The organism is Pseudomonas sp. FBCC-B1565 (genome assembly GCF_059133265.1).
In genome coordinates, this window is the sequence record NZ_CP101438.1 from 4,129,182 (window position 1) to 4,155,361 (window position 26,180).

Consider the following 26,180-nt stretch of genomic DNA (forward strand, 5'->3'; position numbering starts at 1 on the left):
TGAGTTAAGCGGTGAGTTTCAGCAGGGCCTTGGCGACATCGCTGGAACTGCCGGGGTTTTGCCCGGTGACGAGCAAGCCATCGGTAATGACAAAGGACTGCCAGTCAGCGCCTTTCTCATACAGGCCACCCAACTTCTTGAACTCGTCTTCCACCAGGAACGGCACCACATCGGTCAGTTCCACGGCGGCCTCTTCCGAGTTGGAGAAACCGGTGACTCGACGGCCCTTGACCAGCGGCTCACCGTTGACTGCCTTGACGTGACGCAAGGCACCCGGTGCATGGCAGACAAAGCCGATCGGCTTGCCGGCACGCTCGAAGGACTCGATCAACGCGATCGATACCGGCGACTCTGCCAGGTCCCACAGCGGGCCGTGGCCGCCTGGGTAGAACACCGTGTCGAAGTCATCGGCGTTGACCGAATCCAGCTTCAGCGTGGTCGCCAGGGCCTGTTGCGCGGCCGGGTCGGCGGCGAAGCGGTGGGTCTGTTCGGTCTGGAAGTCCGGCAGGTCGCTGACCGGGTCCAGCGGCGGCTGGCCACCGACCGGGGAAACCAGCACCACGTCGGCGCCGGCGTCCTTGAACGCGTAATAGGGTGCGGCAAATTCTTCGAGCCAGAAGCCGGTCTTGCGCCCGGTATCGCCGAGCTGGTCGTGAGAGGTCAGTACCATTAATACTTTCATTTTCCAGTGCCTCGATAGGTGTGAGTGTCAGTGTCGTGCGGATGCCCCAACAACTGTCGGGTCAACCCCAGCGCCTGGTCGAACGGCGCCGCTGTACGGGTGATCTTGCTCATGACGCTGGTCCCCAGCCACAACGCATACAGGCGCTGGGCCAGGCTTTCGGGGTGTTGCGTAAGCGTTACCGAGCCGTCTTCGACACCCTGCTGCAAGGCCTCGGCGAGCAGCCCGATGGTGCGTGCGGTGCCGCGTTGCAGGGCCAGGCGCATCGGCTCTGAAAGGTCTGACACCTCGGCACCGAGTTTGACGGCAAGGCATTTGCCCGCGTCGGTGCAGCCGGTCTGGTTGTTGATCCAACTGTGCCAATAACGCATCAGCTTGGCGTGCTGGCTCATGCCCGGCTGTTCAAACAACTGCTGCATGCCCTGCACGTAGTGGTCGAAGTAGTGGTCAAGCAATACAACGCCAAACGCATCTTTAGAGTTGAAGTAGTGATAAAACGAACCTTTGGGGACTTCGGCGGCTTGCAGTATTTCGTTCAGGCCCACCGCAGAAAATCCTTTGCGACCGACAATACGTTGCGCGGTATCCAGAATGGTCTGTCTTGCACTTTTGGTTTCGCTGCTCATGCTTGATCCCGTCCGATTAGACCAGTCGTCTAGTTCGTTGAGGGAATGTTAGGAGTCGGGGCTATCGCGCACAATGTCAGATCCGCAAGGATTCCGGACATGCCGCGAAGGCAGTTGCCGTTTACCCGGCACGCGCCGACAATCCCCTCTCCCGCGCCCCTTGGAGAATGACGATGCACAGCGTTGCGCTGATGGTTTACCCGAACTTCCAATCCCTGAGCCTCAGCCTGGGTTCGGTGTTCGAGTGCGCGAACCTGCTGCGCGGCGAGCCAGCCTATGAGTTCCACCTGGTGTCGGAGAGTGGCGGCGCGGTGATGACGTCCCAGGGCTTTTCCGTGAACACCACAGCGATCCGGCCGCAGGGCTACGACACGCTGATCGTCAGCGGTTACCTGGAATTCCGCCTGCCGGAAGCCAACCTGCTCGAACTGGTCAAGGCCGCCTCCGCCCAGTCGCGGCGCGTGGCCTCGCTGTGCATGGGCATCTTCGTGCTGGCCGAAGCCGGTCTGCTCGAAGGCAAGCGCACCACCACCCACTGGATTCACGCACCGGCCTTTCGCAAGCGCTACCCGGACATTCGCCTGGAAGAAGACAAGCTGTTTATCGTCGACGGCCAGGTGTGGACCGGTGCCGGCATGAGCGCCGGCGTGGACCTGGCGTTGGCCATGGTGGAGAACGACCTGGGCAGCGACCTCGCCCGGCGCATTGCGCGCAAACTGGTGATTGCCCAGCGTCGCGGCAGTGAGCAATCGCAACTGTCGGCGCTGTTGGAGTTGGACCCCAAGTCAGACCGCGTGCAACTGGCCCTGGCCTACGCCCGTGAGAACCTGACCCACGACCTCTCGGTAGAAGCCCTCGCCGATGTGGCCCGGCTGAGCCCACGCCAATTCAGCCGGGTATTCCGCGAGGAAACCGGGCAGACACCGGCCAAAGCCATTGAAGCCCTGCGTGTGGAAGCCGCCCGGGCGCTGATGGAAACCAGCCGCCACCCGGTCGAGGTGGTGGCCCGCGAAACCGGCTTTGGTGATCGCGAGCGTATGCGCCAGGCGTTTTTAAGGGCGTTCGGCCAGCCGCCGCAGGTGATGCAGCAGGCTTTTAATGCAGCGCCGCCCGCGTGATCAGGTAACTGACCAACTGCGGGTCATCCTCCAGCTCTATCGTCTGCACCGGGCGCGGCAGGTTATCCAGCACCGAGCGCCAGAACGCCTGTGACACTTCGTCCTGGTCATAGAACCGCACCAGCCAATTGGCCTGGCCGCTGCACAGCACCTGGCTGGCAATGGCGCGACCAATGCCTTTGCGGCGGTAGCGCTTGAGGATGAACAGGTCGGCCAGTTCCAGGGCGTCGATGCCTGGCAGTTCGCTGCCTTCGATCAGCAGGAAGCCGGCGATGTAGCCATCCACCAGCAGCAGGTTGGCGCTCCATTGCGGGTCTTGCCAGTAGCGGGCCAGGTGTTCGTCATGGATATAGAAACGGCCATCGGCCTCCACATCTTCCTGTTCCCAATCGGACGATTCATAGGCGTAGTACTGGTAGAGATTACGGATCAGCTCGGCTTCTTCGGGGCCGGTCTGGATCAATTCGACGGTGGTTTCAGGCATGGGGCTCTCGGTGAAAAAACGCAGGGCGCCATTGTTCACAAAACACGGGCAGAGGCCAACCTTTCTACTTGCTGAACCGATTGCAAATAGGTGTTGCCTCTGCCGAAACCTTGAAACATTTCGAATAAACTTCGTGAAATTTGCCTCTGCTCTTCAAGGACACCTATTTTGACCAACATGTGTACCGCCGGCCTGGATGTGGGTTTTGCCTCCCTGGATTACCTGCAGATCTTCATCCTGGGCGTGATCCAGGGCATTACCGAACTGCTGCCGGTGTCGTCCACCGCCCACATGCGCGTGGTGCCCGCCCTGCTCGGCTGGCAGGACCCCGGTTCGGCGTTTTCCGCGGCCATGCAACTGGCGGCGCTGGCGGCGGTGGTCAGTTACTTCTGGCGCGATGTGCGCCAGGTCACCACCGGCAGCATCGGCGCGGTACGTCGGGGTGACTACAACGACCGCTGGTTCAAGCTGGCGGTGGCGATTGTGCTGGCGACCATCCCCATCGGGATTGCCGGCCTGGCGCTGTCCTCGACCTTGAACGCATGCAACTCGCCGTTGCGCGGGCTGATGGTGATCGGCATTTCCTGCGTAGTCATGGCGGTGTTGCTGGCGGTGGCGGAGGTTCGCGCACGCCACACCCGTGAAGTGAGCGAAATGCGCCTGCGCGATGCGTTGATCGTCGGGATTGCGCAGATTGGTGCGTTGATTCCGGGGGTATCGCGCTCCGGCTCCACGTTGACCGCTGCCTTGTTCCTCAATTTCAAGCGTGAGGAAGCGGCGCGCTTCTCCTTCCTGCTGGGCTTGCCGGCCATCGCCCTCGCCGGGCTGAAGGAGTTGTGGGTGTTGCTGCACGCCGACATGCCGGCGCATGCCTGGCCGCACTTGCTGTTTGGACTGGTGGTGGCGAGCGTCTCGGCATTCTTCGCGATCTGGGGCCTGATGAAGTTCCTGGAGCGGTTCTCCACCTGGCCATTCGTGATCTACCGTGCGCTGCTGGGGGTGTTCCTGATTGTGGCGGTCAGCACTGGGCTGTTGAGCTGATCTGACATTAATCTCAGACCACCAATAATCCAATGTGGGAGGGGGCTTGCCCCCGATTGCGCAGTGTCAGCTGCATATAAGTTGACTGACACACAGCTATCGGGGGCAAGCCCCCTCCCACATTTGTTCTGTGTTGCCTTACAGACTGCCGGTTCGGTCGGCCAATTCTTCCAGCAGGTCAGCCGAGGGCACGAAAAACAGGCCGCCGGTGACTGCCGTGCTGAAATCCAGCAGACGGTCATAATTGCCGACCGGGCGGCCGACGAACATGTTCTCCAGCATCAATTCCAGGGGCTGCGGCGAACGCGCATAACCGATGAAGTAGGTGCCAAACTCCCCGGCTCCGGGTCGGCCAAAGGGCATGTTGTCGCGCAGGATCTTCACTTCTTCGCCGTTCTCGTCGGTGATGACGGTCAATGCGCTGTGGGAGTTGCTTGGCTTGTCTTCTTCATCCAGCTCGATATCCGACAATTTGGTGCGCCCGATCACTTTCTCCTGGGCCTCCACCGTCAAACCGTTCCAGGCGGTCATGTTGTGCAGGTACTTCTGCACCAGCACATAGCTGCCGCCGCGAAACTCGCTGTCTTCATCGCCGACGATGGTGAAACCCTCGGCCTTGCGCCCTACCGGGTTCTCAGTGCCGTCGACAAAGCCGATGATGCTGCGCATGTCGAAATAGCGGAAACCCTGGACCTCATCCACCACCTTCACGCTGTCGCCCAGGGCCGCCATGATGTGGGTGGCCAGTTCGAAGCACAGGTCCATCTGTTCGGCGCGGATATGCAGGAGGATATCCCCCGGTGTCGACACGGCCATGCGCCCTGCCACGCCGAACTCGCGGAACGGATGCAAGGCCGCCGGGCGTGGCGCGCCGAACAGGCGGTCCCAGGCGTCCGAGCCAAACCCGCAGACGCAGGTCAGGTTGCCGGCCGGCACGCGCTTGCCCACCGAGCGCACCAGCCCGGCGATATCGGCGCACCAGGCGCGTACCCTGTCCTCGCTGCCGGGGGTGACAGTGGCGACCATGAAAATCGCGCTGCTGGTGATCGGGTGGCACACGGACTGCGGTTCCAGGGGCGGCTGAACGGAGGATGGGGTCATGGTGAAAGTCCAGGCTAAAGGGCGAGATTGAACCCGCGCAGATTAGCAGATCATTTCTGACAACTGCGCCACACCTCACGCATCAGCGCCTGCATCTTCAGCGCTTCGGCCCAGCGATCGCTGATCTCGCGGCCGTTCGCACCGGTGATCGCATAGGGCGGCGGGCCGAGTTCGCAGGTAAAGGACAGGCTCTGCGGCGTCTGCGGGCGCGCCAGCCAGTCTTCGATCCCGTAGCGCCACCACTCGGTAAAGCGCTGCACCCAGGCTTGGTGCTGCGGGAAGTCCAACGACACTTGCACCTGCTCGCTACTGGCCACGCGACCATGGAAACCCCAGCTGTTGCGCAGGATGCGGCGTATCTGCGCATCGTCCTCGGCGGCGCCCGGCTCCGGCAGTTCACGCCCGACCACGTAGTGGGACAGGTCGGCCAGCAGCTTCAGATCGGGCATCTGTGCCAGCAGGTCCAGGGTGAACAGCAGGTCGTTGGTGAGACGATAACGGTGGGTTTCCAGCAGCACCGGGAACGCTACCTGCTCAGCCAGCCGCTGCCAGCCTTCCACCAGTCGGGCCGCTTCGGCCTGGGTGCGTGGGCGCACGTCGGCTTGCAGGGTGAGGTGGTGGCAGCCGTAGGCGCTGATCACATCCAAAGCGGCGGCTAGGTCATCCACCGATTGCGGGAACAGCTGGCCTTCGATCTGCAAGCCTTGCGCCGTGGCGGCGGCGTGCAGGCGGGCGACATCGGCGGGTTTGAAGTAATGGTCGGTAATGCCGTCAAAACCGGCGGCCTTGATGCGCTCGAGTTGAGCCTCGAGTGGACCGGGTTCGGTCTGCATGGCCCACAGGGATTGGAACACCAGGAATTGGCGCATATCAGCCTCGCAGCAGGTGTTTGAGGGAAAGTTCGGGGTCGGCCAGGCTGGCGGGATCGAGTGACAGTCGCGCGCTGATCAGGCGCTCGCAGAGTTTGATGTCCTTGGCCACGCTGTTGCCGGGTGCCCATCCGCAGGCACCTTGCACGCGGTGATTGGCGTCCAGGTAAAACAGCAGCAAGCCACCGCTCGCCAATGGCCGGCTGACCGTCAAGGGCGTGATCACGCCGACGGTCTGCAAGCCCCAGTCGTACTGGTCGGACCAGAACCCGGGGAGCGCTTCGAACGGCGCATCACCGCCCAGCAGGTTCAGCGCCGCATGCCGGCCCTGGGCCTCGGCGTTGCGCCAGGTTTCCTGGCGCTGATAGAGGCCATCCAGGCGAAACTCACACACGTCACCGGCGGCATAAATATCCGGCGCGCTGGTGCGCAGGTGCGTATCCACGCGTATGCCCTGCCCCACGTCCAACCCCGCTGCCGTGGCCAATTCGATATTGGGTTGCATGCCGATGCCGACCACTACCAGGTCGCAGGGTAAGCGCTGCCCGTCCACCAGCAGCACGGCGTCGGCCTGGATCGACTCCAAGGCCACCTTCAGGCGAACGTCGACGCCGTGCTGGCGATGCAAGGCCAGCAGCGCCTCAGAGATAACCGGCGGCAACACCCGGCCCGCCAATCGCGGCCCGGCTTCAAGCAGGGTTACCTCACAGCCCAGGCCACGTGCCGTCGCCGCCACTTCCAGGCCGATGAATCCGCCGCCGACCACCACCAGCCGCGTCCCGGCCTTCAGCGCAGCGCGCAGGGCCAGCGCTTCATCGTGGGTACGCAGGTAGAGCAGGTTGGCCTGCTCCTGAGGCAAGCGGCGCGCCCGCCCCCCGGTGGCCAGCAGCAGTCCGGCGTACCGCAGCCATTGGCCATCGGCCAGTTGCAGGCGATGCTGTTGCGGCTGCAACTGCGTCACCGGGTTAGCGGCGATGTGCTCAATGCCCAACTCGGCCAGCCGGACGCTGTCGCACAGGCTGCAGCCGGCCAGGTCCGTCGTGCCCTGCAACACGCCTTTGGACAGCGGCGGCCGTTCATAGGGCAAGTGCGGCTCATCGCCGATCAGGATCAGGCGCCCGGTGTAACCCTCTTCGCGCAGGGTCAGCGCCGCACGGCCACCGGCATGGCCGGCGCCGACGATGATCAAGGGATCGTTCATGATCAGGCCGTGACGGCGAGCAACACCCGCCCCGCTTCGACCCGCACCGGGTAAGTCTTGAGGTTGACGCACACCGGCGCGCCGAGGGCCTTGCCGGTGCGGTAATCGAAGCGCCCGTTGTGCTTGGGGCACTCGATCACGTGGTCCATCACCAGGCCGTCGGCCAGGTGGATTTTCTCGTGGGTGCACAGGCCGGCGGTGGCGAAAAATTCATTCTCGGCCGAGCGATACACCGCGTAAGTGTGCGGCCCGTGGTCGAAGCGCAGCACGTCTTCTTCGTCTATTTCGCCCACGGCGCAGACCTCGATCCATTGATCGTTCATGGCGTTTTCTCTTGTGCTTGGAGGGGGGTCAGCCGGCAGCGGTTTCTGCATGCACCGGCGCATGGGCCGCCGGATGCGTGTTCGGGTGAATCGGGCGCTGGACGAAATAGGTGGGATCGCTGCGCTGCTTCCAGATGGTCGGCAGGATCTCCTTGTACGCCTCGAACAGGTTGGTGTAAGGCGGCGGGCAGTCGCTGCGGATTTCTTCGTGCAGTTGCGCGAGGGCGTGGTACGGCACCATCGGGTACATGTGGTGTTCGAGGTGGTAGTTCATGTCCATGTAGATAAAGCGCAGCACACGGTTCATGTAGATGGTGCGGCAGTTGCTGCGGTGGTCGAGTACGTCTTCAGCCAGGCCGACATGCTGGGTGAGGCCGAACAGATAGCCGAGCCAGGCGCCATAAATACTCGGCAGGCCCACCAGCATCAGCGGTAACCAGCTGTGCAGGTACAACGCAGTGCCAATCACCAAGGCATAAATGCCGACCCAGATGCGCGCGGCACGGAACACCTTGGGCCATTCGGATTCGGGGATGAAGTCCGCTTCCTGGGCACTCATCTTGCCGATGGTGTGGCGCGCCACGCCGCTGAAGGTCTTCCAGGCCAGGGGCAGGTTGAACAGGCTCAGGCCCATCATCAGGAAGCTCGGCGGACGCGGTTCGACGATCTCTGGGTCACGGCCGACCACGATGGTGTCGGTATGGTGCCGGGCATGGCTCCAGCGCCACACGTGGGGTTCGAAGATGCACATGAAGCTGGCGACCTGGTACAGCACGTCGTTCATCCAGCGGGTCTTGAAGGCGGTGCCGTGGCCGGTTTCATGCCAGCGCGGGTTGGACGCGGTGCCATACAGCACGCCATAGACGAGGAAGAACGGCACGCAGGCCCAGGTGCCCCAGAACCAGTAGCCACCAAAACCGCTGGCAAACAGTGCGCTCACCCAGAGGACGGTATCGAGCAGCGCCGGGCCGTCACGGCGCTGCATCAGTTCTTTCATGCGTTTACGCGAGATCGGCGATTGGTACCAACTGGCCGAGACCAGGCCTTTTTCAACGGCGCGGGCGGCTTCGGGGCCGGTGAGGCTGTAGTCGCGACGGGTGAGAGGAGCGGTGTGTCCAGGCATTGTTATTGTTCTCCGCAAGCGGGTGGTTTCTGGTGCTGTGTGAAACCCACCTTAGAGAACCGGTTATTCGGCCTCAAGGCCTTGAATCCATTCCCTATCAAGCTATCATCCAGGCCCAGCGGGGCTTGATAGTTTTCTATCAAGACGCTCAAGGGGCCAGTCATGAACAACCACAAACGCCCAACCATCGCCAGCGTGGCCGCCCAGGCCGGGCTGAGTGTGGCCACCGTCGACCGCGTGCTGAATGCACGGGCACCGGTCAATCCCGAGACCGCCGAGCAGGTGTTCCAGGCGGCCGAAGCGGTGGGGTATTTCGCGGCGCGGCTGATCGGCCAGCGCATTCGCGAACGTCGGCCGACCTATCGTTTCGGCATCCTGTTGCTGGCCACCGCCCAGGCGTTCTATGCCAGCCTGGCGCAGGCAATCAGCACGGCTGCCGAACAGCATGCCAACGCCAACCTGACGTGCCAGTTCGAGTACATCGTGGATCGCTCGCCCAGCGCCATCGTCGCGCAGATCGAACAACTGGCCGTGCAGTGCGATGGCCTGGCGGTGGTCAGCTTCGCCCATCCGCTGATCAACGCGTGCCTGGCGCAGATCCGCGCCGCCGGCGTGCCGGTGGTCGCCCTGCTCTCGGATATCCATGAACAGGCCGATGAACCCTACGTGGGCCAGGACAACCATGTGGTCGGCCGCACCATGGGCTGGTTGCTCGCGCGCACCTGCGGCGCGCGCAAAGGCAGCGTGGGCATCCTGCTCGGCGGCCATCGTTTTCTCGGCCACCAGGCACGGGTCGAAGGCCTGCACAGCTACCTGGCCGAGCACGCGCCGGGGCTCAAGCCGCTGGAGCCGTTGATCAACCTGGACAACTGCGACATCACCGAAGAAGCCACCCTCGACCTGATCAGCCGCCACAGCGACCTGCGCGGCCTCTGCGTGGTGGGCGGCGGCGGCGATGGCATCATCAGCGCCCTGGCGCAGTTGCCCAAGCGGCCGGCGTTGTGTTGCATTTTGCAGGAGTCCACCGAGCTGTCGCGCCAGGCGCTGCGCCAGGGCTTGATCGATGTGGTGATGGACTCGCAACCGGGGCAGACGGCGACGGCGTTGGTGCAGTTGATGGTGGAGTTGCAGAGTGCGCAAGGGTTCGATCCGGCGCGGCAGCGGGTGTATATACCGCCGCAGATTGTGACGTCGGAGAACCTCTAGCGGGCGCGGCACTCGATGATCAAGCCGCCCTCCTCCCGCACGTGACTCTCAATCCGCACGGGCAGGAAGCGTTGGATCACCTGCATATTGCTGTGCAGATGGTCGCTCATATGCGGTGTGGTGAAACGACCACCGCCAGCCAATGCCATCGGCAACAACAATTGATCGGCCAGATGTTCGCCCACCGCCGTGTCGGTGCCGTTCCATTCCATGGCCTGCTCGATCGCCTGGTCAGCCACCGTCTCGGCGCGCAGGTTGGCCTGGCCAAAAGCGCTGAACACTTCGGTGACGTGTTCGTGGACATACTCCAGCATCAGCACGTTGCCCGGACCTTGTTCCGGGTCGATCTCAATCGGGCACAACTGGGACTCATCGAACGACAAGCGCTGGCGCACGCGTTTGAACTCGCGTTCGCTGACCTGGGCAGGCAACCCGGCATTCAGCGTTATCGCCCGGGCTTCGAGCAGTTTTCCGCGCTGCATCAACTGCAACGGTGCCAGTTGCGCTGGCTGAATGAACGCCTCCAACTCACCACCACCGGCGGGCACAAACCCATACCGGTTCAAGCTCAATTCGATAGCCGCGCCCATGCGCCGCAACAGCGGAAGCCAGGCACGCTGCAAAAAGTCCACCGGCGGTGCCAGCGGATTGTGGGTGCCGCCGCAGATCGTCACGCGACTGGCCGTGGGCGCGCGCAGCAAGGCCGGCAGCAGGGTCTGCAACACCAGGGTGCAACTGCCGGCGGTGCCGATGCTGAAGCGGTATTCACCGCCTTGAATCGGCCCCGGCTCGAACACCAGGGATTGCGAGCCCAATTGCGCACCGTGTACCTGGGCCCCACAGACTTGCGCCGCCGCCAGCACAGCGGTCAGGTGTTGGCGCATCAACCCCGGCCGGCTGCGCTTGGCGCGAATATTTTTAATCCGCAGGGTCAGCCCGGTCACCATCGACAAGCTCAGGCCACTGCGCAGTACCTGGCCACCGCCGATGGTGCCGTCGAGTTCAATCACGTCCTGTTTCATCGTCATCCTTAAGCAAAGCGTTTGACCGTGTCCCGCAGGTACCGGTCCAGTGGGTGTGAGTCTGCCTGGGTGCGTGGCAAGACCGGCACGCTGCGTTCCAATTCACCGTGTATATACGCGTGCAGCACCGGACGCCGAGGCCCGTACGCCGCTTCCCCGGCATTGCGTTTCAACACCAGCAAGGCGTCCACTTCATCGAGCAGTTGCGGGTCATCCACCGTGCTCAACAAATCGGCGAACGTCATGGGTGGACGGCCCAGCCCGAGGTCGATCCACCGCACCGCGAGTAACGGTCGCAGCACGTAGAAGTACTTCTTGAACCGCACCGTGTCGCCTTGCAGGTAACCACGAAAGTTTTTCCTGGCCATCGACAGGTAATGACTGCGCGCCGCCGGCGGGCTGTAGAACGTCTCGGCCAAGGCGCGCAACTGCGCTGTCGCCTCGACGTGCTGGCGATACACCAACGGCGAGTCCAACCACTCCAGCAACGTGGGATTGGATTTGCGCAGCAGGCCCAGCGTCTTGCGCAACTCCCAACCACTCACGTCCAATTCGTCATCCAACGGGCGCTCGATCACATCGCGCGGCGCATCCACCTGCATGAACCAGTCGGGTTTTTCCACGTAGACAAAGCGCACGTCGTAGTCGCTGTCGGTGGAAGCAAACCCCCAGGCCCGACTGCCGGACTCACAGGCATACAGCACCGTGACATTGCGTTCGCGCTCTATGCAGTCAAGCTCCTGTAGCACCCGCGCGCGCATGGCGTCGCTCAATGGGTGGCGTTCATCCTTTTGCATCTTGCTTCCCCTCTTAGCCTTTGACGCACACCACTTGGCGCAAAGTGTGCAGCACTTCCACCAGCTCGCGCTGAGCGTGCATAACCTGGTCGATGTCCTTGTAGGCCATCGGAATTTCGTCGATCACATCGGCGTCCTTGCGGCACTCCACATGGGCGGTGGCGCGGATCTGGTCGGCCACGGTGAAGGTGTTCTTCGCCTTGGTGCGGCTCATGGTGCGCCCGGCGCCGTGGCTGCAGGAACAGAACGACTCTTCGTTACCCAGCCCACGCACAATGAAGCTTTTGGCGCCCATGGAGCCTGGGATAATCCCCAGTTCACCTTTCTTCGCCGACACCGCACCTTTACGCGTAACCAGGATCTCTTCGCCGAAGTGCCGCTCTTTCTGCACGTAGTTGTGATGACAGTTCACGGCCTCCAGCGCCACTTCAAACGGTTTGCTGATCACCTGGCGCGTGGCCTGGACCACCGCACGCATCATCAACTCACGGTTCTGCCGGGCAAAATCCTGCGCCCAGCCCACGGCTTCCACGTAGTCATCGAAGTGCTGGCTGCCCTCTTCGAAGTACGCCAGGTCGCGGTCAGGCAAGTTGGCCAGGTGTTGACGCATGTCCGCCTGGGCCAGTTGGATAAACAGGTTGCCGATGGCATTCCCCACTCCACGCGAGCCGCTGTGCAACATGAACCACACACGGTTGGCTTCATCCAGGCACACCTCGACGAAATGGTTGCCGGTGCCCAGAGTGCCCAAGTGGTGGCGGTTGTTGCTGCGTTCCAGTTGCGGGTACTTGTCGGTGATCGCCTTGAAGCGTGGATGCAGCGCCGACCACACCTGATCGGCCTGGGCCGGTACATGTTCCCACGCGCCTTTGTCGCGGCCCTGGCGGCTGCGGGTACGACCATGGGGCACCGCGGCCTCGATGGCGCAACGCAGACCGTGGAGGTTGTCGGGCAAGTCGCCGGCCATCAATGTGGTACGCGCAGCGATCATGCCGCAGCCGATATCCACGCCCACTGCTGCCGGGATGATCGCGCCCACGGTGGGGATCACGCTGCCGATGGTCGAGCCCTTGCCCAGGTGCACATCCGGCATCACCGCGAGGTGCTTGAAGATGAACGGCATCTGGGCGGTGTTCATCAATTGCTTGCGCGCCTCAGGCTCCACAGGCACGCCCTGGGTCCAGAGTTTGATCGGCTTGCCGTTGGCGACTTCCAGCAGTTGGTAGGTGTTCTCTTGCATGATCTCGATTCTTTTTTTTAAAAGCCGGCACTGCGGCGTTGGCTGGGATATAGCAGCGGGCGTGCCAGGTTTTTCCATACCGGGCTTAAAGTTTTTAAGCTATTGTTTTATATCGATATTTTTAATGTAAACGCATTGAAGCGTTGAAAACCGATGACAAGGGCCTCACGCCATTCATATCCTTGGCTATCGTTATTTATATTTTGGTCTAGTCATGAAACACAAGCGCACAGTCGCCATCGGGTTTATCGGGTCCAAGCTGGATCGCGTCGGCAAGGGCGCCAACCGCTGGAATCACTGGCGCCCCAGCGTCGGCCTGTGCCAGCAAGATAACCTGCAGGTCGATCGCCTGGAGCTGATCCACGACATCGACGCCCGTGACGTCAGCCTCGCCGAGCGGATACGCGCCGACATCCAGCAGATCTCGCCCACCACCGAGGTGCGCCTGCACCCCATGCCACTGAACGACCCCTGGGATTTCGAAGAGGTCTACGGCGCGCTGCACGACTTCACCGCCGCCTACACCTTCGACACCGACCATGAGGACTACCTGGTCCACATCACCACCGGCACCCACGTGGCCCAGATTTGCTGGTTCCTGCTCACCGAGGCACGCAACCTGCCGGCGCGGCTGATCCAGACCGCCCCCCTTCGCCGCCGTGACGACACCGCACCGGCCGCGGGCACCCACGCCCTGATCGATCTCGACCTGTCACGCTACGACCGCATCGCCTCGCGCTTCGCCCACCAGCGCCTGGAAGGCCTGGCCTTCCTCAAGTCAGGGATTGCCACGCGCAACAGTGCGTTCAATACCACCATCGAACAGATCGAGCGCGTGGCCGTGCGTTCCACCGCGCCCATGCTGCTGATCGGCCCCACCGGCGCGGGCAAATCCTTTCTCGCCCGGCGCATTTACGAACTCAAGCGCAGCCGCCACCAAGTGCAGGGGCGCTTCGTGGAAGTCAACTGCGCCACCCTGCGCGGCGATGGCGCGATGTCAGCACTGTTCGGGCATACCAAGGGCGCCTTCACCGGCGCGCAGAACGCCCGCGACGGCCTGCTGCGCGCGGCGGACGGCGGCATGTTGTTCCTCGATGAAATCGGCGAGCTGGGCCTGGATGAACAGGCGATGCTACTCAAGGCCATCGAAGAAAAACGCTTTTACCCCATGGGCGCCGACCGTGAAGTGGCCAGCGACTTCCTGATCATCGCCGGCACCCACCGCGACCTGCGCGGGCGTGTGGCCGAAGGGCTGTTTCGCGAAGACCTGTATGCGCGCATCAACCTGTGGACCTTTGACCTGCCGGGCCTGACGGGAAGGCGCGAGGATATCGAGCCCAATATCGACTTCGAACTGGAGCGCCACGCCCGCGAGCAAGGTCGTCGCGTGCGCTTTAATCTAGAGGCGCGCCGCCGCTACCTGGCGTTCGCCTGTTCCAGCGAAGCGGCATGGCTGGGCAACTTTCGCGAGCTGTCGGCCTCCATCACACGCATGGCCACCCTGGCCGACAGCGGGCGTATTGATGAAGCCCAGGCTGAAGAGGAAATCCAACGCCTGCGCTACGCCTGGGGGCTGACCGAAACCCATGCGCTGCTACCGGCCGATCTGGACCTGTTCGACCAATTGCAACTCAAGGCCGTAATCGACGTGTGCCTGCAATCCGACAGCCTTTCCGACGCCGGCCGCCGACTGTTCGGTGTGTCACGCCAGGCCAAGGCACAACCCAATGACGCAGACCGCCTGCGCAAATACCTGGCCCGCTTTGCCATTGAATGGAAACAGTTGAAGCCATAGGCCTGCGAGACGACCCGCCAGGGGGCGGTTAGTGGCATTTGGTCATGGTTTGTAAAGGGCCAGCAAGGCAGGTCCCTTTTAATTGCAGGACGTTTCCTAGACAATCCTCGCCGCCTTGTGCCTGCTGGAATCGGTGGCTAGTCTGCGGTCCGTCGCTGGTTTTTCAGCGATCGGGTTTAGCAGCCCGACATCAATAGGCACACGGCTCACATCTGCGTTTATGGTGGCTGTGCGCGGGGCACCTTCGGGTGCGCTGGTTTTCCTATTGACCGGTCTGCTAACCCGCGTACAGCTGCCACCCTCGTTTAGCAGCGTTGGCGGTAGCTTCTTTGCTCAATAGGAGTTGCACCATGGACAAAGCCCTACCCGACCCACCCTTCGCCCCCGCCAAAGACCGCGCCGCCTTCAACCGCGCCATCGATCACTACCTGCCCACCCAGGGCTTCCACTCCATCAACGAAGACCTGAGCTTCGAAGACGCTCTGCTCTACACCGCCAGCTTGCTCGACAGTGCATCGGCGACCGCGCTGGATTGTGGAGATACACTGGATAATCCCGAGCGGGCGAAGATCCTGGCGGTGTGGCATTTACTGGAGATTGCCAAGACCACCGTGGATCGCTCCATCGAGTGCCTGACTCCCCCTAAGACAACCGCCTAAATACGATTAACCCTGCGAGAACTGGCTTGCCTGCGATGGCCATAGGCACCGACACAACGCTGTAGCAACCAACGCTAACCACGATGCGAAGCGAGTCGCTCTTGATCCTGATCTTGATCTCGCTTTTGATCTAAGGCGCCCCGTCAAACACGCTGGCCGGAATTCGACAGGGATTTGGGGGGTAAACCGGCAGGGATGCCGGTTTAGCCGCCCCGCGCCATGGATGGCGCGTGGCGGCGGCCCCCCAAATACCTGTCGGATTACGGGCACACCGAGCGTGAGCGAGGTGCCGAGTGTTGGGGCAAGAGCGTTTTGCTTACTTTTGCGCTCTTCAAAAGTGAGCCGCTGTAAAAGCGGAACCCATAGTGGCCGTTACCTAAATAACGGATATGTACCCGGTCTGATCCAACATCCTGATCGTCTACCAGGCCGCCAGCGGGAGCAAGCTCCCTCGCCACAGGTCCAGCGCCATACCCGAAATTGTGTAGATACAGAGGCCCCGATGGCGCTGAGTCAGTCACCTGATGAATCGAATGACACACCGTTATCGGGGGCAAGCCCCCTCCCACAGGTCCAGCGCCAGCCCCAGAATTGTGTAGATACCAAGGCCCCAATGGCGCTGAATCAGTCACCTGATGAATCGACTGACACACCGCTATCGGGAGCAAGCCCCCTCCCACATTTGAACTGCGCCAGGCTTAAATCTCAGTCGCCACGAAAATCCCCGGCATTCAGCCCAAACCGACTCATCTTGTTGTACAGCCCGCCCCGCGACACGTTCAGTTGCCGCGCAGCCAGGCGGATATTGCCACCGGTGCTTTTAAGCGCGGCGACGATGGCGTGCATTTCGTGACTGCTCAGGTCCTGGGCGGGGTGCGGTTCGTAGCCGCGCAGCGGGGCGCGTTGGCGGCTTTCCAATGGCAGGTCCACCGGTTCGATCAGCGCCCCCGTCGCCAAGTTGGTCGCCCGCTCGATGCTGTTTTCCAACTCGCGCACATTGCCCGGCCAGCCATAGGCCGAGAGCAATGCCATCGCCTCCGGTGAAAAGCCCTGCACCGACTTACGCAACGAGCGTGCACAGCGGGCCAGAAAGTGCCGCGCCAGCAGCGGAATGTCTTCACGGCGCATGCGCAGTGGCGGAACGGTCAGGTTGAGCACGTTGAGGCGGTAGTAGAGGTCTTCGCGAAACGCGCCTTCCGCTACCGCCTGGCTGAGGTTGCGGTGGGTGGCGGCGATGATGCGCACGTCCACTTGCCGCGAATTTTTCGCGCCGACACGGGTGATCTCACCTTCCTGCAACACCCGCAGCAAGCTCACCTGGGCATCGAAGGACATGTCGCCAATCTCATCCAGAAAAATCGTACCGCCATCCGCCAGTTCAAACTTACCCGCCGAGCCGCCACGCGCCGAGCCGGTAAACGCGCCTTCGACATGCCCGAACAGCTCGCTTTGCACCAGGTCGCGTGGAATCGCGCCGCAGTTGACCGCCACAAACGGGCCGTTGCAGCGGTCGCTGCCGTTGTGGATGGCCTGGGCGAACAGCTCCTTGCCGGTGCCGCTTTCACCCAGGATCAGCGTGGTGGAATCACTGCGACTGGCGATGCGCCCCAAGTGCAGCGCGTCCTGGATCGCCCGCGAGTGTCCCTGGATGGTGTCGAAGGTGTAGCTGGCCTGGGTGCCGATGAGGCGCCGGGTGATTTCGCGGATGCGGCGGTTCTCCCGCAGTGACACGATCACCCCGCCCTGCTCCAGCGGGCACACCGAGACCAGGCAGGCGAGTTGGCTGCGGTTGTGCAGGTGGAAGGTGCAGTCGAGGTCGCGAACGGCCTCGCCCATCGAGTCGCTCAATTCGCTGCGCCCCAACTGCTGAAACGGCTGACCGATCAGCTCCAGCCCCACCCCGAACAGGTGCCGGGCATAGCGGTTAAGCGCCTTGATGCAGCCACGCTCATCCAGCACCACCAGGCCTTCGTTGAGCACTTCGAGGACGGTTTGCTGTTCTTCCAACAGACCTTGCAGGGCCATCTGCCGCGATACGGCATCGGCCGCAGCCTGCACCGTGCCGAGGGTATGGAAGTGAAACCAGCCGGGCTCGGCGGTGAGGGTCAGCATGGCCAGGGTCTGGCCTTGAGCATTCTTGATCGGCGCAGCGGCGCAGTGCATGCGGCGCTGGCGCAGGCCGATACCGAAGTTTTCCTCGGCCAGCACGTACACCAAGCGATCTTCGGCCAGCGCCAGGCCGGTGCAGTTGGTGCCTTGTACCGATTCCAGCAGACGACTGCCCACGGGGGTGATGTCCAGCCCGCAGAAATACAGGGTGGTGCCGTCGGCATCGGTAAGGTTGATATGGCCTCGCGGGTTGTAGGCCAGCAAACCTCGCATGACTTGCGCGGCGGCGGCGATCAGCACGCGGTGGGTGGTCTGGGTGGCGGCCAGGGTTTCGGCGGCCACGAAGCGGTACGCGTTGTCTGCCGGGTCGATACCGGCCTCGACGCTGCGCCGCCACGAATCCCAGATCACTTGGCGCACGTGCGCCGGGCGCTCGACCTGACCGGCCAGGCAGTCACGCCAGGCCTGCTCCAGCGCGGCCACTGGGCCATCATTCAGCGCAGCAGGCCCAAGGGCTGCGAGGTAGTCGAGGTCTTGCACGCTGAACGCCATGCTCATTGGGGCGGTATCCATGTCCATGTTTTTGACATGTCAGTATAGACATGTTCATTAAATGAACACTATTTGCTTATGAATAATAATAAATCGCTATTTATCAATGTGTTATGAATTGGCACAAGCCTTGCTCCTACCCCTTCGCCCACCAGGACCGTCCTGGGGCCAATAACAACAAGGGGTTATTTCATGAGTACACAGCACATCCGCCTGGGTTTGATCGGTGCCGGTCGCATGGGCAGCTTCCACGGCCTGACCGCCGCTCGGCATATCCCCGGCGCCAGCCTGGCGGCGATTGCCGACCCGACGCCAGGCCAGGCCGCCCGCCTCGCCGCTGAACTGGGCGTGAGCAAGGTTTACACCGACCCTCAACAATTGCTCGACGACCCGGACATCGACGGCGTACTCATCGCCGCCCCCGCCCGCAGCCACGCCGAGCTGGTGATCAGCGCGGCCCGCGCGGGCAAAGGGATCTTCTGCGAAAAACCCATGGCCATCACCCTGGATGAGGCCGACCGTGCCATCGCGGCCGCGGCCGATGCGCGGGTGCCGCTGCAGGTCGGTTTCAACCGGCGTTTCGCCAAGAGCTTTCGCACCGCGCACCTCGACGTCGCCGCCGGCCGCATCGGCACCCCGCAGCTGCTGCGCTCGCTGACCCGCGACCCGGCGCTGAACAACCCGGCCGCTTCGCCGCAATGGGTGATCTTCCTCGAGACCCTGATCCACGATTTCGACACGCTGCGCTACCTCAACCCCGGCGCCGAGGCGGTGCAGGTCTACGTGATGGCTGACGCACTGATCGCGCCCGATTACAAAAACAAAGGCTTCCTCGACACCGCTGTGGTTGCGATCCGCTTCGACAACGGCGCCATCGCCACTGCCGAAGCCAATTTCCAGGCCGTGTATGGCTACGACGTGCGCGGCGAAGTGTTCGGCAGCGCCGGCATGCTGAGCATGGGCAGCCTTAACGAGTCCGACTTGGTGCGCTACCTCGCCCAAGGCATCCAGGCCGACACCCAGCGCCTGGACACCGACCTGTTGCGCGACGCCTACATCGCCGAGCTCAACCACTTTGTCGACTGCCTGCGCAGCGGCGCCAAACCGATGGCCAGTGGCGAAGACGCGCGCGCAGCCCTGGCGATTGCCCGTGCGTGCATCGAGTCGTTCGAAACCGGCAAGGCGGTGGCGGTATGAGCCCGTTCAAGCTGGCGGTCAGCGCCGAGATGGTGTTTCTCGACCTGCCCTTTGTCGAGCGCGTAAAGCGCATTCACGCGCTGGGGTTCAGCGCCGAAATCTGGAACTGGACAGACAAGGACATCGCCGCCCTGGCCGCCACCGGCGCCGACTTCACCTCCATGACCGGCTACATCAGCGGCACCCTCACCGACCCCGATGGCATCCGCCAACTGCTCGACAGCGCCCGCGAATCCCTGGGGGTAGCCGAGCGGTTGAGTTGCCCCAGCCTCAACCTGCACGGCACCGGCCTGGGCGAAGGCGGCCTGCCCGTTCAACCGGTGAGCCGGACCACCGGGCGCATGTGGCTGAGCGCCTGCAAGACCCTGGAAAAAATCGCCCGCCTGGGGCAGGACGCCGGCCGTGTGTTCCTGCTGGAAAACCTCAACACCGAGGTCGATCACCCCGGCACGCCATTCGCCCGCGCCGACGACACTCTGGCGTTGATCAAGGCCGTGGGCAGCCCGCATTTGAAGATGAACCTGGACCTGTACCACGCGCAGATCGGCGAAGGAAACCTGATCGAGCTGATCCAGCGCGCCGGCCCGCACATCGGTGAAATCCAGGTGGCCGACGTGCCGGGACGCCAGGAGCCCGGCACCGGCGAAATCCACTACCCGGCCATCGCCAGGGCCTTGCATGCCATGGGCTACAGCGGCGTGGTCGGCCTGGAAGGCTGGGCCAGCGGTGACAGTGAGTTGGCCCTGGCACGTTTCCGCCAGGCGTTCACCCTATAACAATAAAAGGAACCCCCTTATGAACCGCTATTCATTGCTTGCTGCCACGCTGTTGCTGCTGTTCAGCCAATGGACCTTCGCCGCTTATCGCATCGGCGTGAGCATTGCCCGGGTCGACGACAACTTCATGACCTACGTGCGCACCGGTCTGGAAGCCGCCGCCAAGCAGCAGGACGTGCAGATCCAGTTCGAAGACGCCCAGGGCGACGTGGTGCGCCAGCTCAATCAGGTCGAAGGCTTTCTCAATCAGAAGGTCGACGCGGTGATCGTGCTGCCGGTGGACACCGCCGCCACCGCCAACATGACCCGCGCCGCCGTGGCGGCGAAGACACCGCTGGTGTACGTCAACCGCCACCCGGACGAACGCACCCTGCCCAAAGGCGTGGTCACCGTGGCCTCCAACGACATCGAGGCCGGGCAGTTGCAGATGCGCTACCTGGCGGAAAAACTCGGCGGCAAGGGCAACGTGGCGATCATCATGGGCGACCTCGCACAGAACGCCACCCATGACCGCACAGAGGGCGCCAAACAGGTGCTCAAGGACTTTCCCGGGATCAAGATCGTCGAGCAGCAAAGCGCTGAATGGCAGCGCAGCAAGGGCATGGACCTGACCAGCAACTGGCTGCTGGCGGGCACGCCGTTCGATGCCATCGTGGCCAACAACGATGAAATGGCGATTGGTGCGGCCATGGCTTTACAGCAAGCGGGTAAAGCCAAGGGCGATGTGGCAATTGTGGGCATTGATGGCTTGCCCGACGGGCTGGCGGCGATCAAGCGCGGCTTGCTGACGGCGTCGGTGTTCCAGGACCCGAAGGCCCAGGCCACCCAGGCCGTGCAGGCGGCGGTGCGGATGATCAAGGGCGAGGCGATTGAGCCGCAGGTGTGGGTGCCGTTCGAGCTGATCAAGCCCGAGCAGGTGGCAGTGTTTGAGCAGCGCTACAAGTAGAGTGAAATACACAAATCCAAATGTGTGTGCGGGCTTGCTCGCGATTGCGGTGGATCAGCCAATGGATCTGTTGACTGACACTCCGTATTCGCGAGCAAGCCCGCTCCCACAGTTCTTACCGCGTCAGGCCTTTAGTCCAGGTCGCTGGCGTCATGCCGCTCGGCCAGTTGCTCATGGGGCTCACCGGACACCCGGTTGACCCGCCGCCCACGCTGCACCGCCGGCCGTGCTTCAATCGCATCCGCCCAGCGCAACACATGCTTGTACTCATGCACTGAGAGGAACTCCGCCGCGCCATACAAACGGCCTTTGACCAACCCGCCATACCACGGCCAGATCGCGATATCGGCGATGGTGTACTCATCACCCGCGATGTATTCGCTCACCGCCAGGCGCTGGTCGAGCACATCGAGCTGACGCTTGGTCTCCATGGCAAAGCGGTTGATCGCGTATTCCATCTTGCTCGGCGCATACGCATAGAAATGGCCGAAACCACCGCCCAGGTAGGGCGCGCTACCCATCTGCCAGAACAACCACGACAGGCATTCGGCACGGGCCGCCGGTTCGGTAGGGAAGAACGCACCGAACTTCTCGGCCAGGTATTGCAGGATCGCTCCGGACTCGAACACCCGAATCGGCGTGGCGCCGCTGCGGTCCAGCAGTGCCGGGATCTTGGAGTTCGGGTTCACCCCCACGAAGCCGCTGCCGAACTGGTCGCCGTCACCGATCTTGATCAGCCAGGCATCGTACTCCGCGCCGCTGTGCCCGAGGGCCAACAGCTCTTCCAGCAGGATCGTGACCTTCTGCCCGTTGGGCGTGGCCAGGGAATACAGCTGCAGCGGATGCTTGCCCACCGGCAGTTCCTTGTCATGGGTGGCGCCGGCAATGGGACGGTTGATGCTGGCGAACGTGCCGCCATTCTCGGTGTCCCAGGTCCACACTTTCGGGGGTACGTAATCGGTCATGCTGACGGCTCCAGAGGCGTTTGCGATTAGCGAAGCGCTCCAGACTAAACCAAAGGTTGATGGCTCGTCACACAGTGAATGCCACCGCCGCCCGCCGCGATCGCATCGATATTGAGCTGCACCACCCTGCGATTCGGGTAAAGGCGCGACAGCAGCTCCAATGCCTTGCGATCTGCCACCGGGTCGCCGAATTCAGGCGCAATCACCGCGCCGTTGATCACGAAATAATTGATATAGCCGGCAGCGAAGTCCTCGTTGCTCCGGCTGAATTGGCTTTTGCGCGGGTTCAGCGGTGGTGACACCGTATGCACCTGCAACGGGCGACCGTCTGCGTCGGTGGCCTGCTTGAGGATTTCCAGGTGCGCCAGGGTGACCTTGTGGTCGTAGGACTCGGGGTCGGTGTCGAGGTTGGCCAGCACCACGCCAGGCGAGACAAAACGTGCATAGAAGTCGACATGGGCATCGGTGATGTCCTTGCCCTTGATACCCGGCAGCCAGATGATCTTGCGCAGGCCCAGGCGCTCCTTGAGTTCGGCCTCGACCTCGGCCTTGCTCCAGTCCGGGTTGCGATTGCGGTTGATCCAGCTGCTTTCGGTCATGATGCCGGTGCCCAGGCCATCCACCTCGATGCCCCCGCCCTCGCCCACCAGTTCGCTGCGTATAGGCCGGGCGCCGGTTGCTTCGGCGATCTGTGCAGCCAGCAACGCATCATCGGCATGCTGCTGCTTATCGCCCCAGCCGTTGAAGTTGAAGTCCACCGCGCCCAGGCCGCCGGTGCCGTCGATGACAAAATTGGCACCGGTGTCGCGCATCCAGATGTCATCCAGCTCGGTTTCCACGAAGGTGATATTGCGGGTGCCGCAGTGCTGTTCGGCCAGCCCACGCTCATCTTCGCGGCAGAACACCGTGACCGGTTCATGCTCGGCAATCGCCCGGGCAATACGGCCAAGGGCAGCTTGCACATCGGCGGTGAAGTCCTCCCAGATGGCGTCCTGGGCCCCAAAGGCGATGAAGGCCTGGCGATGTTTTTCGCCCTCGTCGGGCATGTAGAAACGGCCGCGGGTAGCGGCACGGATGTGCGGGGCGATCAGGGTCATGGCGCAGACCACGCTGGCGTGTTTGATGAAAGTGCGACGGGTTGGCATAAAATCCTCAACGTAGGGTACAGGTCTGTAGTGAGCGGGCTTGCCCCGCGCTGGGGTGCGAAGCGGCCCCGAAAAAGCGGGAGCGCTGCGCACTCCAGCGCGGGGCAAGCCCGCTCACCACAGCAAGTCGGCTCACCACAACAAACATCTCAATCACAGGGCCGTCTTGAATTTAGTCCAAACCCGCATGCGTGCACGCATGTCGGCCTGGGGGATGTCCTTGCCGGCGATCAACCGTTCGAAGGTCGCTGCGTCCGGGTAGATATCCGGGTTGTCGCGCATGCTCGCCTCCACGTCCGGCCGCGCCTTGGCGTTCGCGGTCGGGTAGCCGGTGAGGTTGGTGATGGCGGCCATGTTTTGCGGGCGCATCACGAAGTTGATGAACGCATAGGCGTATTCCGGGTGCTGCGCATCGACCGGGATGGCCATGGTGTCCATCCACACGGTGGTGCCTTCACGGGGGATGTGATAACCAAAGGTCACCGCTTTGCCGGCAGCATCGGCGGCGCGCTGGGCCTGGGTCATGTCGCCGCTGTAGCCGAGGGACAGGCACAGGTTGCCATTGACCAGGTCGGTCACCGGTTGCGACTGGAACTTGCGGATGTAGGGCCGCAGCTTGAGCAGCAGCTCGCTGGCCGCCGCCAGGTCCTCGCGCTTGGCACTGCGCGGGTCGCGGCCCAGGTAGTTGAGCACCACCGCGAGCACTTCGTCCGGCGAGTCGATCAGCGAGATGCCGCAATCAGCGAACCTGGCCGCGTTCTCCGGCTTGAACAGCAAATCGAGGCTGTTGACCGGCGCATTCGGCATTCGCTGTTGGATCTGCGCGGTGTTGTAGGTCAGGCCGATGGTGCCCCAGGTGTAGGGCACCGTGGCTTTGTTGGAGTTGACGTAATGGGTGCGCAGTTTCTGCAGGCCCGGCTCGATGTCGCTCATGGCGCTGAGCTTGGCGGGGTCCAGTGCTTGCAGACTGCCGGCGCGCATCAGGCGTTCGGCCACGGTATCACCAGGGAAGATCAGGTCGTAGCCACTGCCGCCGGCCATCAACTTGGCTTCCAGGGTTTCGCTGCCGTCCATCACGTCGTAGATCACCCGGATGCCGGTCTCGGCGGTGAATTTGGACAGGGTGTCGGCGGCGAAATAGTCGGCCCAGTTATAGAGCTTGAGGGTTTTGTCGTCGGCCGAGGCGCAGACACTCGTCATGATCAGCGCACAACTCAATAGCCGCTTCATGATGGGCGCCCGTCCAGGGTCAGGAGGCCGCTGTACATCTCAGGGCGACGGTCGCGATAGATGCCCCATGTCAGGCGCTCCTCACGCATGGCGGACAGGTCCACGCCATGCAACAACACGCCGGTGGAGTCGCGATCCGCTTCGGCCAGCAGCTTGCCCTTGTGGTCGCAGATGAACGATGAGCCGTAGAAGTCCATTTGCAGGCTCGGGTCGGTGGTCGCCACCTCACGCCCGACGCGATTGGCCGCCACCACCGGCAACAGATTCGCTGCCGCGTGGCCGCGCATGGTCATCTGCCAATGGTCCCGTGAGTCGAGCGTGGCACAGCCGGGTTCCGAGCCGATGGCGGTGGGGAACAGCAGCACTTCGGCGCCTTGCAGCGCCAGGCAGCGTGCGGTTTCGGGAAACCACTGATCCCAGCAGATGCCCACACCGAGGCGCCCGAACGCGGTGTCCCACACGCGGAACCCGGTATCGCCGGGGCTGAAATACTCTTTCTCCTGATAGCCGATGGCATTCGGGATGTGGGTCTTGCGGTACACGCCGAGCAAGCGCCCATCGGCATCCGCCACGCTCAGGGAGTTGAAGAAGGCATTGCCGGCCTTTTCGAACCAGCTGAGCGGCAGTACCACGCCCAGCTCCCGGGCCAGGGCGGCAAATCGTTTGAGTACGTGGCTGTGCGCGTATTCCTCGGCCAGCGCCAGATGCTTGTGGTGCTGTTCGATGCAGAAATACGGCGTAGTGAACAGTTCCTGCAACAGGATCACCTGCGCGCCCTGCGCCGCCGCGTCGCGCACTAGCTGCTCGGCACGGTCGAGGTTGCCGGGCAGGTCCCAGGTGCAGGGCATCTGGGTGGTAGCAATCGTCAAGAGGCTCATGGCTTCACCCACGCCGGTTGTTGTTGAGTGATGCAATGCACCCCACCGCCGCCATGGGCCAGGTAGTTGATCTGCACCGGTACGATCTCGCGACCAGGGAATGCTTGGACCAAGACTTCAGCCGCGACCTGATCGGCTGCAATGCCATAGGCCGGCATGATGATTGCGCCGTTGGCGATGTAGAAATTGGTGTAGGAGGCGCAGAACACCTCGGCGTCGGTGTCGACCGCATCAGTGGCTTCATACAGCTCGATCAGCTCGAAACGGCGACCTTGGGCGTCGGTGGCGAGTTCCAGGGCGCGACGGTTTTCGCGCACCACTTCGGCGTATACAGAGCTTTGATCGTGAGTCGCATCGACCAGCAACACGCTAGGGCGGGCAAATGCGCAGACACCATCAACATGCCCGTCAGTCATGTCGCCCGTGACGTAGTCCGGGTCGCCGGGCAACCAAATGGTCTTCTTGATGCCCAGCAGGCGCGCAAAGATCTCTTCCATCTCGGCCTTGTTCATGCCGGGGTTGCGGTTGGGATTGAGCAGCACTGATTCAGTGGTGATCAGCGTGCCTTCGCCGTCCACATGGATGGCACCGCCTTCATTGCCCAGGGGCGTACCGAAGCACTCCAGCCCCAGGTGGTTGAGCACCCGGCGCGCCAGGCTTTCGTCCAGGTCGTGGGCCGACTTGCCGCCCCAAGCGTTGAAGCGCCAGCTCACCCCGGCGGTACCCAGTTGCGGGTGGCAGACAAAGGTCGGGCCGGAGTCGCGGCACCAGCTGTCGTTCACGGCCTGTTCGATCAACTCGATGCCCGGCCCGCACAGCGCCTTGGCGCCGACTACAGCCGATGGATCAACAATCATCTTCACCGGTTCAAAGCGCGCAATCGCATTGGCCACCCGCGCAAAATCCTGCTGCACCTGCGCCAGGGTCACGCCCCAGGTGGTTTCCCACAGGCCCTGGTTGTGCGGCCAGACCATCCAGGTCGCCGCATGCCTGGCCCACTCCGCAGGCATCCACCAACTGTTGTTTTGCATTGCATTGTGCTGCATGACAAGTACCCTTCAGTTAAGTCATTGTGTTCAGTAAAAACTGCCCACG

25 protein-coding genes are annotated in these 26,180 nt (G+C 62.7%); 8 read left to right on the top strand and 17 right to left on the bottom strand.

All coding sequences use genetic code 11. The features are described 5' to 3' along the window. Positions 1-4: 4 nt before the first annotated feature. Positions 5-682, bottom strand: a complete 678-nt coding sequence (locus NL123_RS18985) for a type 1 glutamine amidotransferase domain-containing protein (protein WP_494356073.1) — start codon at positions 680-682, stop codon at positions 5-7. Then, on the bottom strand, positions 679-1,308 hold the full coding sequence (locus NL123_RS18990) for a TetR/AcrR family transcriptional regulator (RefSeq protein ID WP_248487799.1): 630 nt from the start codon (positions 1,306-1,308) through the stop codon (positions 679-681). The genes NL123_RS18985 and NL123_RS18990 overlap by 4 nt, the downstream gene beginning before the upstream one ends. A 173-nt stretch (positions 1,309-1,481) precedes the next feature. Between NL123_RS18990 and NL123_RS18995 the strand changes: the two genes are divergently transcribed. Further along, positions 1,482-2,426, top strand: coding sequence for a GlxA family transcriptional regulator (locus tag NL123_RS18995; protein ID WP_248487798.1), 945 nt, complete (start codon positions 1,482-1,484; stop codon positions 2,424-2,426). Here NL123_RS18995 and NL123_RS19000 read toward each other — a convergent pair. Further along, positions 2,404-2,910 (bottom strand): GNAT family N-acetyltransferase, encoded by a 507-nt coding sequence (locus NL123_RS19000; RefSeq protein WP_071495187.1) that lies wholly within the window; start codon positions 2,908-2,910, stop codon positions 2,404-2,406. The two genes, NL123_RS18995 and NL123_RS19000, sit on opposite strands and share 23 nt — an antisense overlap. A gap of 168 nt (positions 2,911-3,078) precedes the next feature. Here NL123_RS19000 and NL123_RS19005 point away from each other — a divergent pair, with 168 nt between their 5' ends. Further along, positions 3,079-3,951, top strand: a complete 873-nt coding sequence (locus tag NL123_RS19005; protein ID WP_310863515.1) for an undecaprenyl-diphosphate phosphatase — start codon at positions 3,079-3,081, stop codon at positions 3,949-3,951. 138 nt (positions 3,952-4,089) lie between these two features. On the opposite strand, the gene NL123_RS19010 is transcribed toward NL123_RS19005, so the two are convergent. From NL123_RS19010 to NL123_RS19030, 5 genes are read right to left on the bottom strand one after another with little or no spacing between them, the layout of a single operon-like run. Continuing rightward, complete coding sequence (locus NL123_RS19010) at positions 4,090-5,052, bottom strand: Dyp-type peroxidase (protein WP_494356074.1); 963 nt, start codon at positions 5,050-5,052, stop codon at positions 4,090-4,092. 50 nt (positions 5,053-5,102) lie between these two features. Then, entirely contained in the window at positions 5,103-5,921 is an 819-nt protein-coding gene (locus NL123_RS19015; RefSeq protein WP_494356075.1) for a sugar phosphate isomerase/epimerase family protein, read from the bottom strand. 1 nt (position 5,922) lies between these two features. Continuing rightward, on the bottom strand, positions 5,923-7,122 hold the full coding sequence (locus NL123_RS19020) for an NAD(P)/FAD-dependent oxidoreductase (protein WP_494356076.1): 1,200 nt from the start codon (positions 7,120-7,122) through the stop codon (positions 5,923-5,925). 2 nt (positions 7,123-7,124) lie between these two features. After that, complete coding sequence (locus NL123_RS19025) at positions 7,125-7,445, bottom strand: MocE family 2Fe-2S type ferredoxin (RefSeq protein ID WP_494356077.1); 321 nt, start codon at positions 7,443-7,445, stop codon at positions 7,125-7,127. 28 nt (positions 7,446-7,473) lie between these two features. Then, positions 7,474-8,568, bottom strand: coding sequence for a fatty acid desaturase family protein (locus tag NL123_RS19030; protein ID WP_494356078.1), 1,095 nt, complete (start codon positions 8,566-8,568; stop codon positions 7,474-7,476). Positions 8,569-8,730: 162 nt separating this feature from the next. Here NL123_RS19030 and NL123_RS19035 point away from each other — a divergent pair, with 162 nt between their 5' ends. Further along, positions 8,731-9,774 carry a LacI family DNA-binding transcriptional regulator gene (locus tag NL123_RS19035; protein WP_494356079.1) on the top strand — a complete coding sequence of 348 codons (1,044 nt, stop codon included), beginning with the start codon at positions 8,731-8,733 and terminating at the stop codon, positions 9,772-9,774. Here the strand turns inward: NL123_RS19035 and rtcA are convergent. The 3 genes from rtcA to NL123_RS19050 are packed head-to-tail and all read right to left on the bottom strand — an operon-like array spanning position 9,771 to position 12,833. Continuing rightward, positions 9,771-10,796 (bottom strand): RNA 3'-terminal phosphate cyclase, encoded by a 1,026-nt coding sequence (gene rtcA / locus NL123_RS19040; protein WP_248487792.1) that lies wholly within the window; start codon positions 10,794-10,796, stop codon positions 9,771-9,773. The genes NL123_RS19035 and rtcA overlap by 4 nt on opposite strands. Before the next feature lie 8 nt (positions 10,797-10,804). After that, a complete protein-coding gene (locus tag NL123_RS19045) occupies positions 10,805-11,593 on the bottom strand; it encodes a nucleotidyltransferase domain-containing protein (RefSeq protein ID WP_494356080.1) in 789 nt (262 codons plus the stop codon). 13 nt (positions 11,594-11,606) lie between these two features. Then, positions 11,607-12,833, bottom strand: coding sequence for an RtcB family protein (locus NL123_RS19050; protein ID WP_248487790.1), 1,227 nt, complete (start codon positions 12,831-12,833; stop codon positions 11,607-11,609). 214 nt (positions 12,834-13,047) lie between these two features. Between NL123_RS19050 and rtcR the strand changes: the two genes are divergently transcribed. Then, complete coding sequence (gene rtcR, locus NL123_RS19055; RefSeq protein WP_494356081.1) at positions 13,048-14,628, top strand: RNA repair transcriptional activator RtcR; 1,581 nt, start codon at positions 13,048-13,050, stop codon at positions 14,626-14,628. Positions 14,629-14,978: 350 nt separating this feature from the next. Next, a complete protein-coding gene (locus tag NL123_RS19060) occupies positions 14,979-15,287 on the top strand; it encodes a DUF6124 family protein (protein WP_248487788.1) in 309 nt (102 codons plus the stop codon). A gap of 705 nt (positions 15,288-15,992) precedes the next feature. Here NL123_RS19060 and NL123_RS19065 read toward each other — a convergent pair. Next, positions 15,993-17,954 carry a sigma-54 interaction domain-containing protein gene (locus NL123_RS19065; RefSeq protein WP_494358325.1) on the bottom strand — a complete coding sequence of 654 codons (1,962 nt, stop codon included), beginning with the start codon at positions 17,952-17,954 and terminating at the stop codon, positions 15,993-15,995. 186 nt (positions 17,955-18,140) lie between these two features. Between NL123_RS19065 and NL123_RS19070 the strand changes: the two genes are divergently transcribed. Genes NL123_RS19070 through NL123_RS19080 form a run of 3 tightly spaced genes read left to right on the top strand, consistent with a single transcriptional unit; the run spans position 18,141 to position 20,867 of the window. Further along, the gene (locus tag NL123_RS19070) at positions 18,141-19,145 is read left to right on the top strand and encodes a Gfo/Idh/MocA family oxidoreductase (protein ID WP_494356082.1); all 1,005 of its coding nucleotides are present in this window, start codon (positions 18,141-18,143) and stop codon (positions 19,143-19,145) included. Continuing rightward, the gene (locus NL123_RS19075; RefSeq protein ID WP_248487786.1) at positions 19,142-19,921 is read left to right on the top strand and encodes a TIM barrel protein; all 780 of its coding nucleotides are present in this window, start codon (positions 19,142-19,144) and stop codon (positions 19,919-19,921) included. Before NL123_RS19070 ends, NL123_RS19075 begins: the two co-directional genes overlap by 4 nt. 19 nt (positions 19,922-19,940) lie before the next feature. After that, positions 19,941-20,867 carry a sugar ABC transporter substrate-binding protein gene (locus tag NL123_RS19080; protein WP_494356083.1) on the top strand — a complete coding sequence of 309 codons (927 nt, stop codon included), beginning with the start codon at positions 19,941-19,943 and terminating at the stop codon, positions 20,865-20,867. 131 nt (positions 20,868-20,998) lie between these two features. Here the strand turns inward: NL123_RS19080 and yghU are convergent, their stop codons facing one another. From yghU to NL123_RS19105, 5 genes are all read right to left on the bottom strand, one after another. After that, positions 20,999-21,832 carry a glutathione-dependent disulfide-bond oxidoreductase gene (gene yghU, locus NL123_RS19085; protein ID WP_464708328.1) on the bottom strand — a complete coding sequence of 278 codons (834 nt, stop codon included), beginning with the start codon at positions 21,830-21,832 and terminating at the stop codon, positions 20,999-21,001. A 44-nt stretch (positions 21,833-21,876) separates the two neighbouring features. After that, positions 21,877-22,977, bottom strand: coding sequence for an agmatine deiminase family protein (locus NL123_RS19090; RefSeq protein WP_494356084.1), 1,101 nt, complete (start codon positions 22,975-22,977; stop codon positions 21,877-21,879). A gap of 153 nt (positions 22,978-23,130) precedes the next feature. Beyond that, positions 23,131-24,207 carry an extracellular solute-binding protein gene (locus NL123_RS19095; protein WP_494356085.1) on the bottom strand — a complete coding sequence of 359 codons (1,077 nt, stop codon included), beginning with the start codon at positions 24,205-24,207 and terminating at the stop codon, positions 23,131-23,133. Continuing rightward, complete coding sequence (gene aguB, locus NL123_RS19100; protein WP_494356086.1) at positions 24,204-25,085, bottom strand: N-carbamoylputrescine amidase; 882 nt, start codon at positions 25,083-25,085, stop codon at positions 24,204-24,206. The genes NL123_RS19095 and aguB overlap by 4 nt, the downstream gene beginning before the upstream one ends. Next, positions 25,082-26,131, bottom strand: coding sequence for an agmatine deiminase family protein (locus tag NL123_RS19105; protein WP_494356087.1), 1,050 nt, complete (start codon positions 26,129-26,131; stop codon positions 25,082-25,084). The genes aguB and NL123_RS19105 overlap by 4 nt, the downstream gene beginning before the upstream one ends. Positions 26,132-26,180 lie beyond the last annotated feature (49 nt).

Excerpts from the sequence above, each read along its gene's own strand:
- NL123_RS19095 (WP_494356085.1), bottom strand. The coding sequence starts at position 24,207 with ATGAAGCGGCTATTGAGTTGTGCGCTGATCATGACGAGTGTCTGCGCC.
- NL123_RS19065 (WP_494358325.1), bottom strand. The coding sequence starts at position 17,954 with ATGAGCATGGCGTTCAGCGTGCAAGACCTCGACTACCTCGCAGCCCTT.
- NL123_RS19050 (WP_248487790.1), bottom strand. The coding sequence starts at position 12,833 with ATGCAAGAGAACACCTACCAACTGCTGGAAGTCGCCAACGGCAAGCCG.
- NL123_RS19080 (WP_494356083.1), top strand. The coding sequence starts at position 19,941 with ATGAACCGCTATTCATTGCTTGCTGCCACGCTGTTGCTGCTGTTCAGC.
- NL123_RS19060 (WP_248487788.1), top strand. The coding sequence starts at position 14,979 with ATGGACAAAGCCCTACCCGACCCACCCTTCGCCCCCGCCAAAGACCGC.
- NL123_RS19010 (WP_494356074.1), bottom strand. The coding sequence starts at position 5,052 with ATGACCCCATCCTCCGTTCAGCCGCCCCTGGAACCGCAGTCCGTGTGC.
- NL123_RS19000 (WP_071495187.1), bottom strand. The coding sequence starts at position 2,910 with ATGCCTGAAACCACCGTCGAATTGATCCAGACCGGCCCCGAAGAAGCC.
- rtcA (WP_248487792.1), bottom strand. The coding sequence starts at position 10,796 with ATGAAACAGGACGTGATTGAACTCGACGGCACCATCGGCGGTGGCCAG.
- NL123_RS18985 (WP_494356073.1), bottom strand. The coding sequence starts at position 682 with ATGAAAGTATTAATGGTACTGACCTCTCACGACCAGCTCGGCGATACC.
- NL123_RS19075 (WP_248487786.1), top strand. The coding sequence starts at position 19,142 with ATGAGCCCGTTCAAGCTGGCGGTCAGCGCCGAGATGGTGTTTCTCGAC.
- NL123_RS18995 (WP_248487798.1), top strand. The coding sequence starts at position 1,482 with ATGCACAGCGTTGCGCTGATGGTTTACCCGAACTTCCAATCCCTGAGC.
- NL123_RS18990 (WP_248487799.1), bottom strand. The coding sequence starts at position 1,308 with ATGAGCAGCGAAACCAAAAGTGCAAGACAGACCATTCTGGATACCGCG.
- NL123_RS19025 (WP_494356077.1), bottom strand. The coding sequence starts at position 7,445 with ATGAACGATCAATGGATCGAGGTCTGCGCCGTGGGCGAAATAGACGAA.
- rtcR (WP_494356081.1), top strand. The coding sequence starts at position 13,048 with ATGAAACACAAGCGCACAGTCGCCATCGGGTTTATCGGGTCCAAGCTG.
- NL123_RS19015 (WP_494356075.1), bottom strand. The coding sequence starts at position 5,921 with ATGCGCCAATTCCTGGTGTTCCAATCCCTGTGGGCCATGCAGACCGAA.
- NL123_RS19070 (WP_494356082.1), top strand. The coding sequence starts at position 18,141 with ATGAGTACACAGCACATCCGCCTGGGTTTGATCGGTGCCGGTCGCATG.
- NL123_RS19045 (WP_494356080.1), bottom strand. The coding sequence starts at position 11,593 with ATGCAAAAGGATGAACGCCACCCATTGAGCGACGCCATGCGCGCGCGG.
- NL123_RS19030 (WP_494356078.1), bottom strand. The coding sequence starts at position 8,568 with ATGCCTGGACACACCGCTCCTCTCACCCGTCGCGACTACAGCCTCACC.
- aguB (WP_494356086.1), bottom strand. The coding sequence starts at position 25,085 with ATGAGCCTCTTGACGATTGCTACCACCCAGATGCCCTGCACCTGGGAC.
- NL123_RS19090 (WP_494356084.1), bottom strand. The coding sequence starts at position 22,977 with ATGCCAACCCGTCGCACTTTCATCAAACACGCCAGCGTGGTCTGCGCC.
- NL123_RS19020 (WP_494356076.1), bottom strand. The coding sequence starts at position 7,122 with ATGAACGATCCCTTGATCATCGTCGGCGCCGGCCATGCCGGTGGCCGT.
- NL123_RS19105 (WP_494356087.1), bottom strand. The coding sequence starts at position 26,131 with ATGCAGCACAATGCAATGCAAAACAACAGTTGGTGGATGCCTGCGGAG.
- yghU (WP_464708328.1), bottom strand. The coding sequence starts at position 21,832 with ATGACCGATTACGTACCCCCGAAAGTGTGGACCTGGGACACCGAGAAT.
- NL123_RS19035 (WP_494356079.1), top strand. The coding sequence starts at position 8,731 with ATGAACAACCACAAACGCCCAACCATCGCCAGCGTGGCCGCCCAGGCC.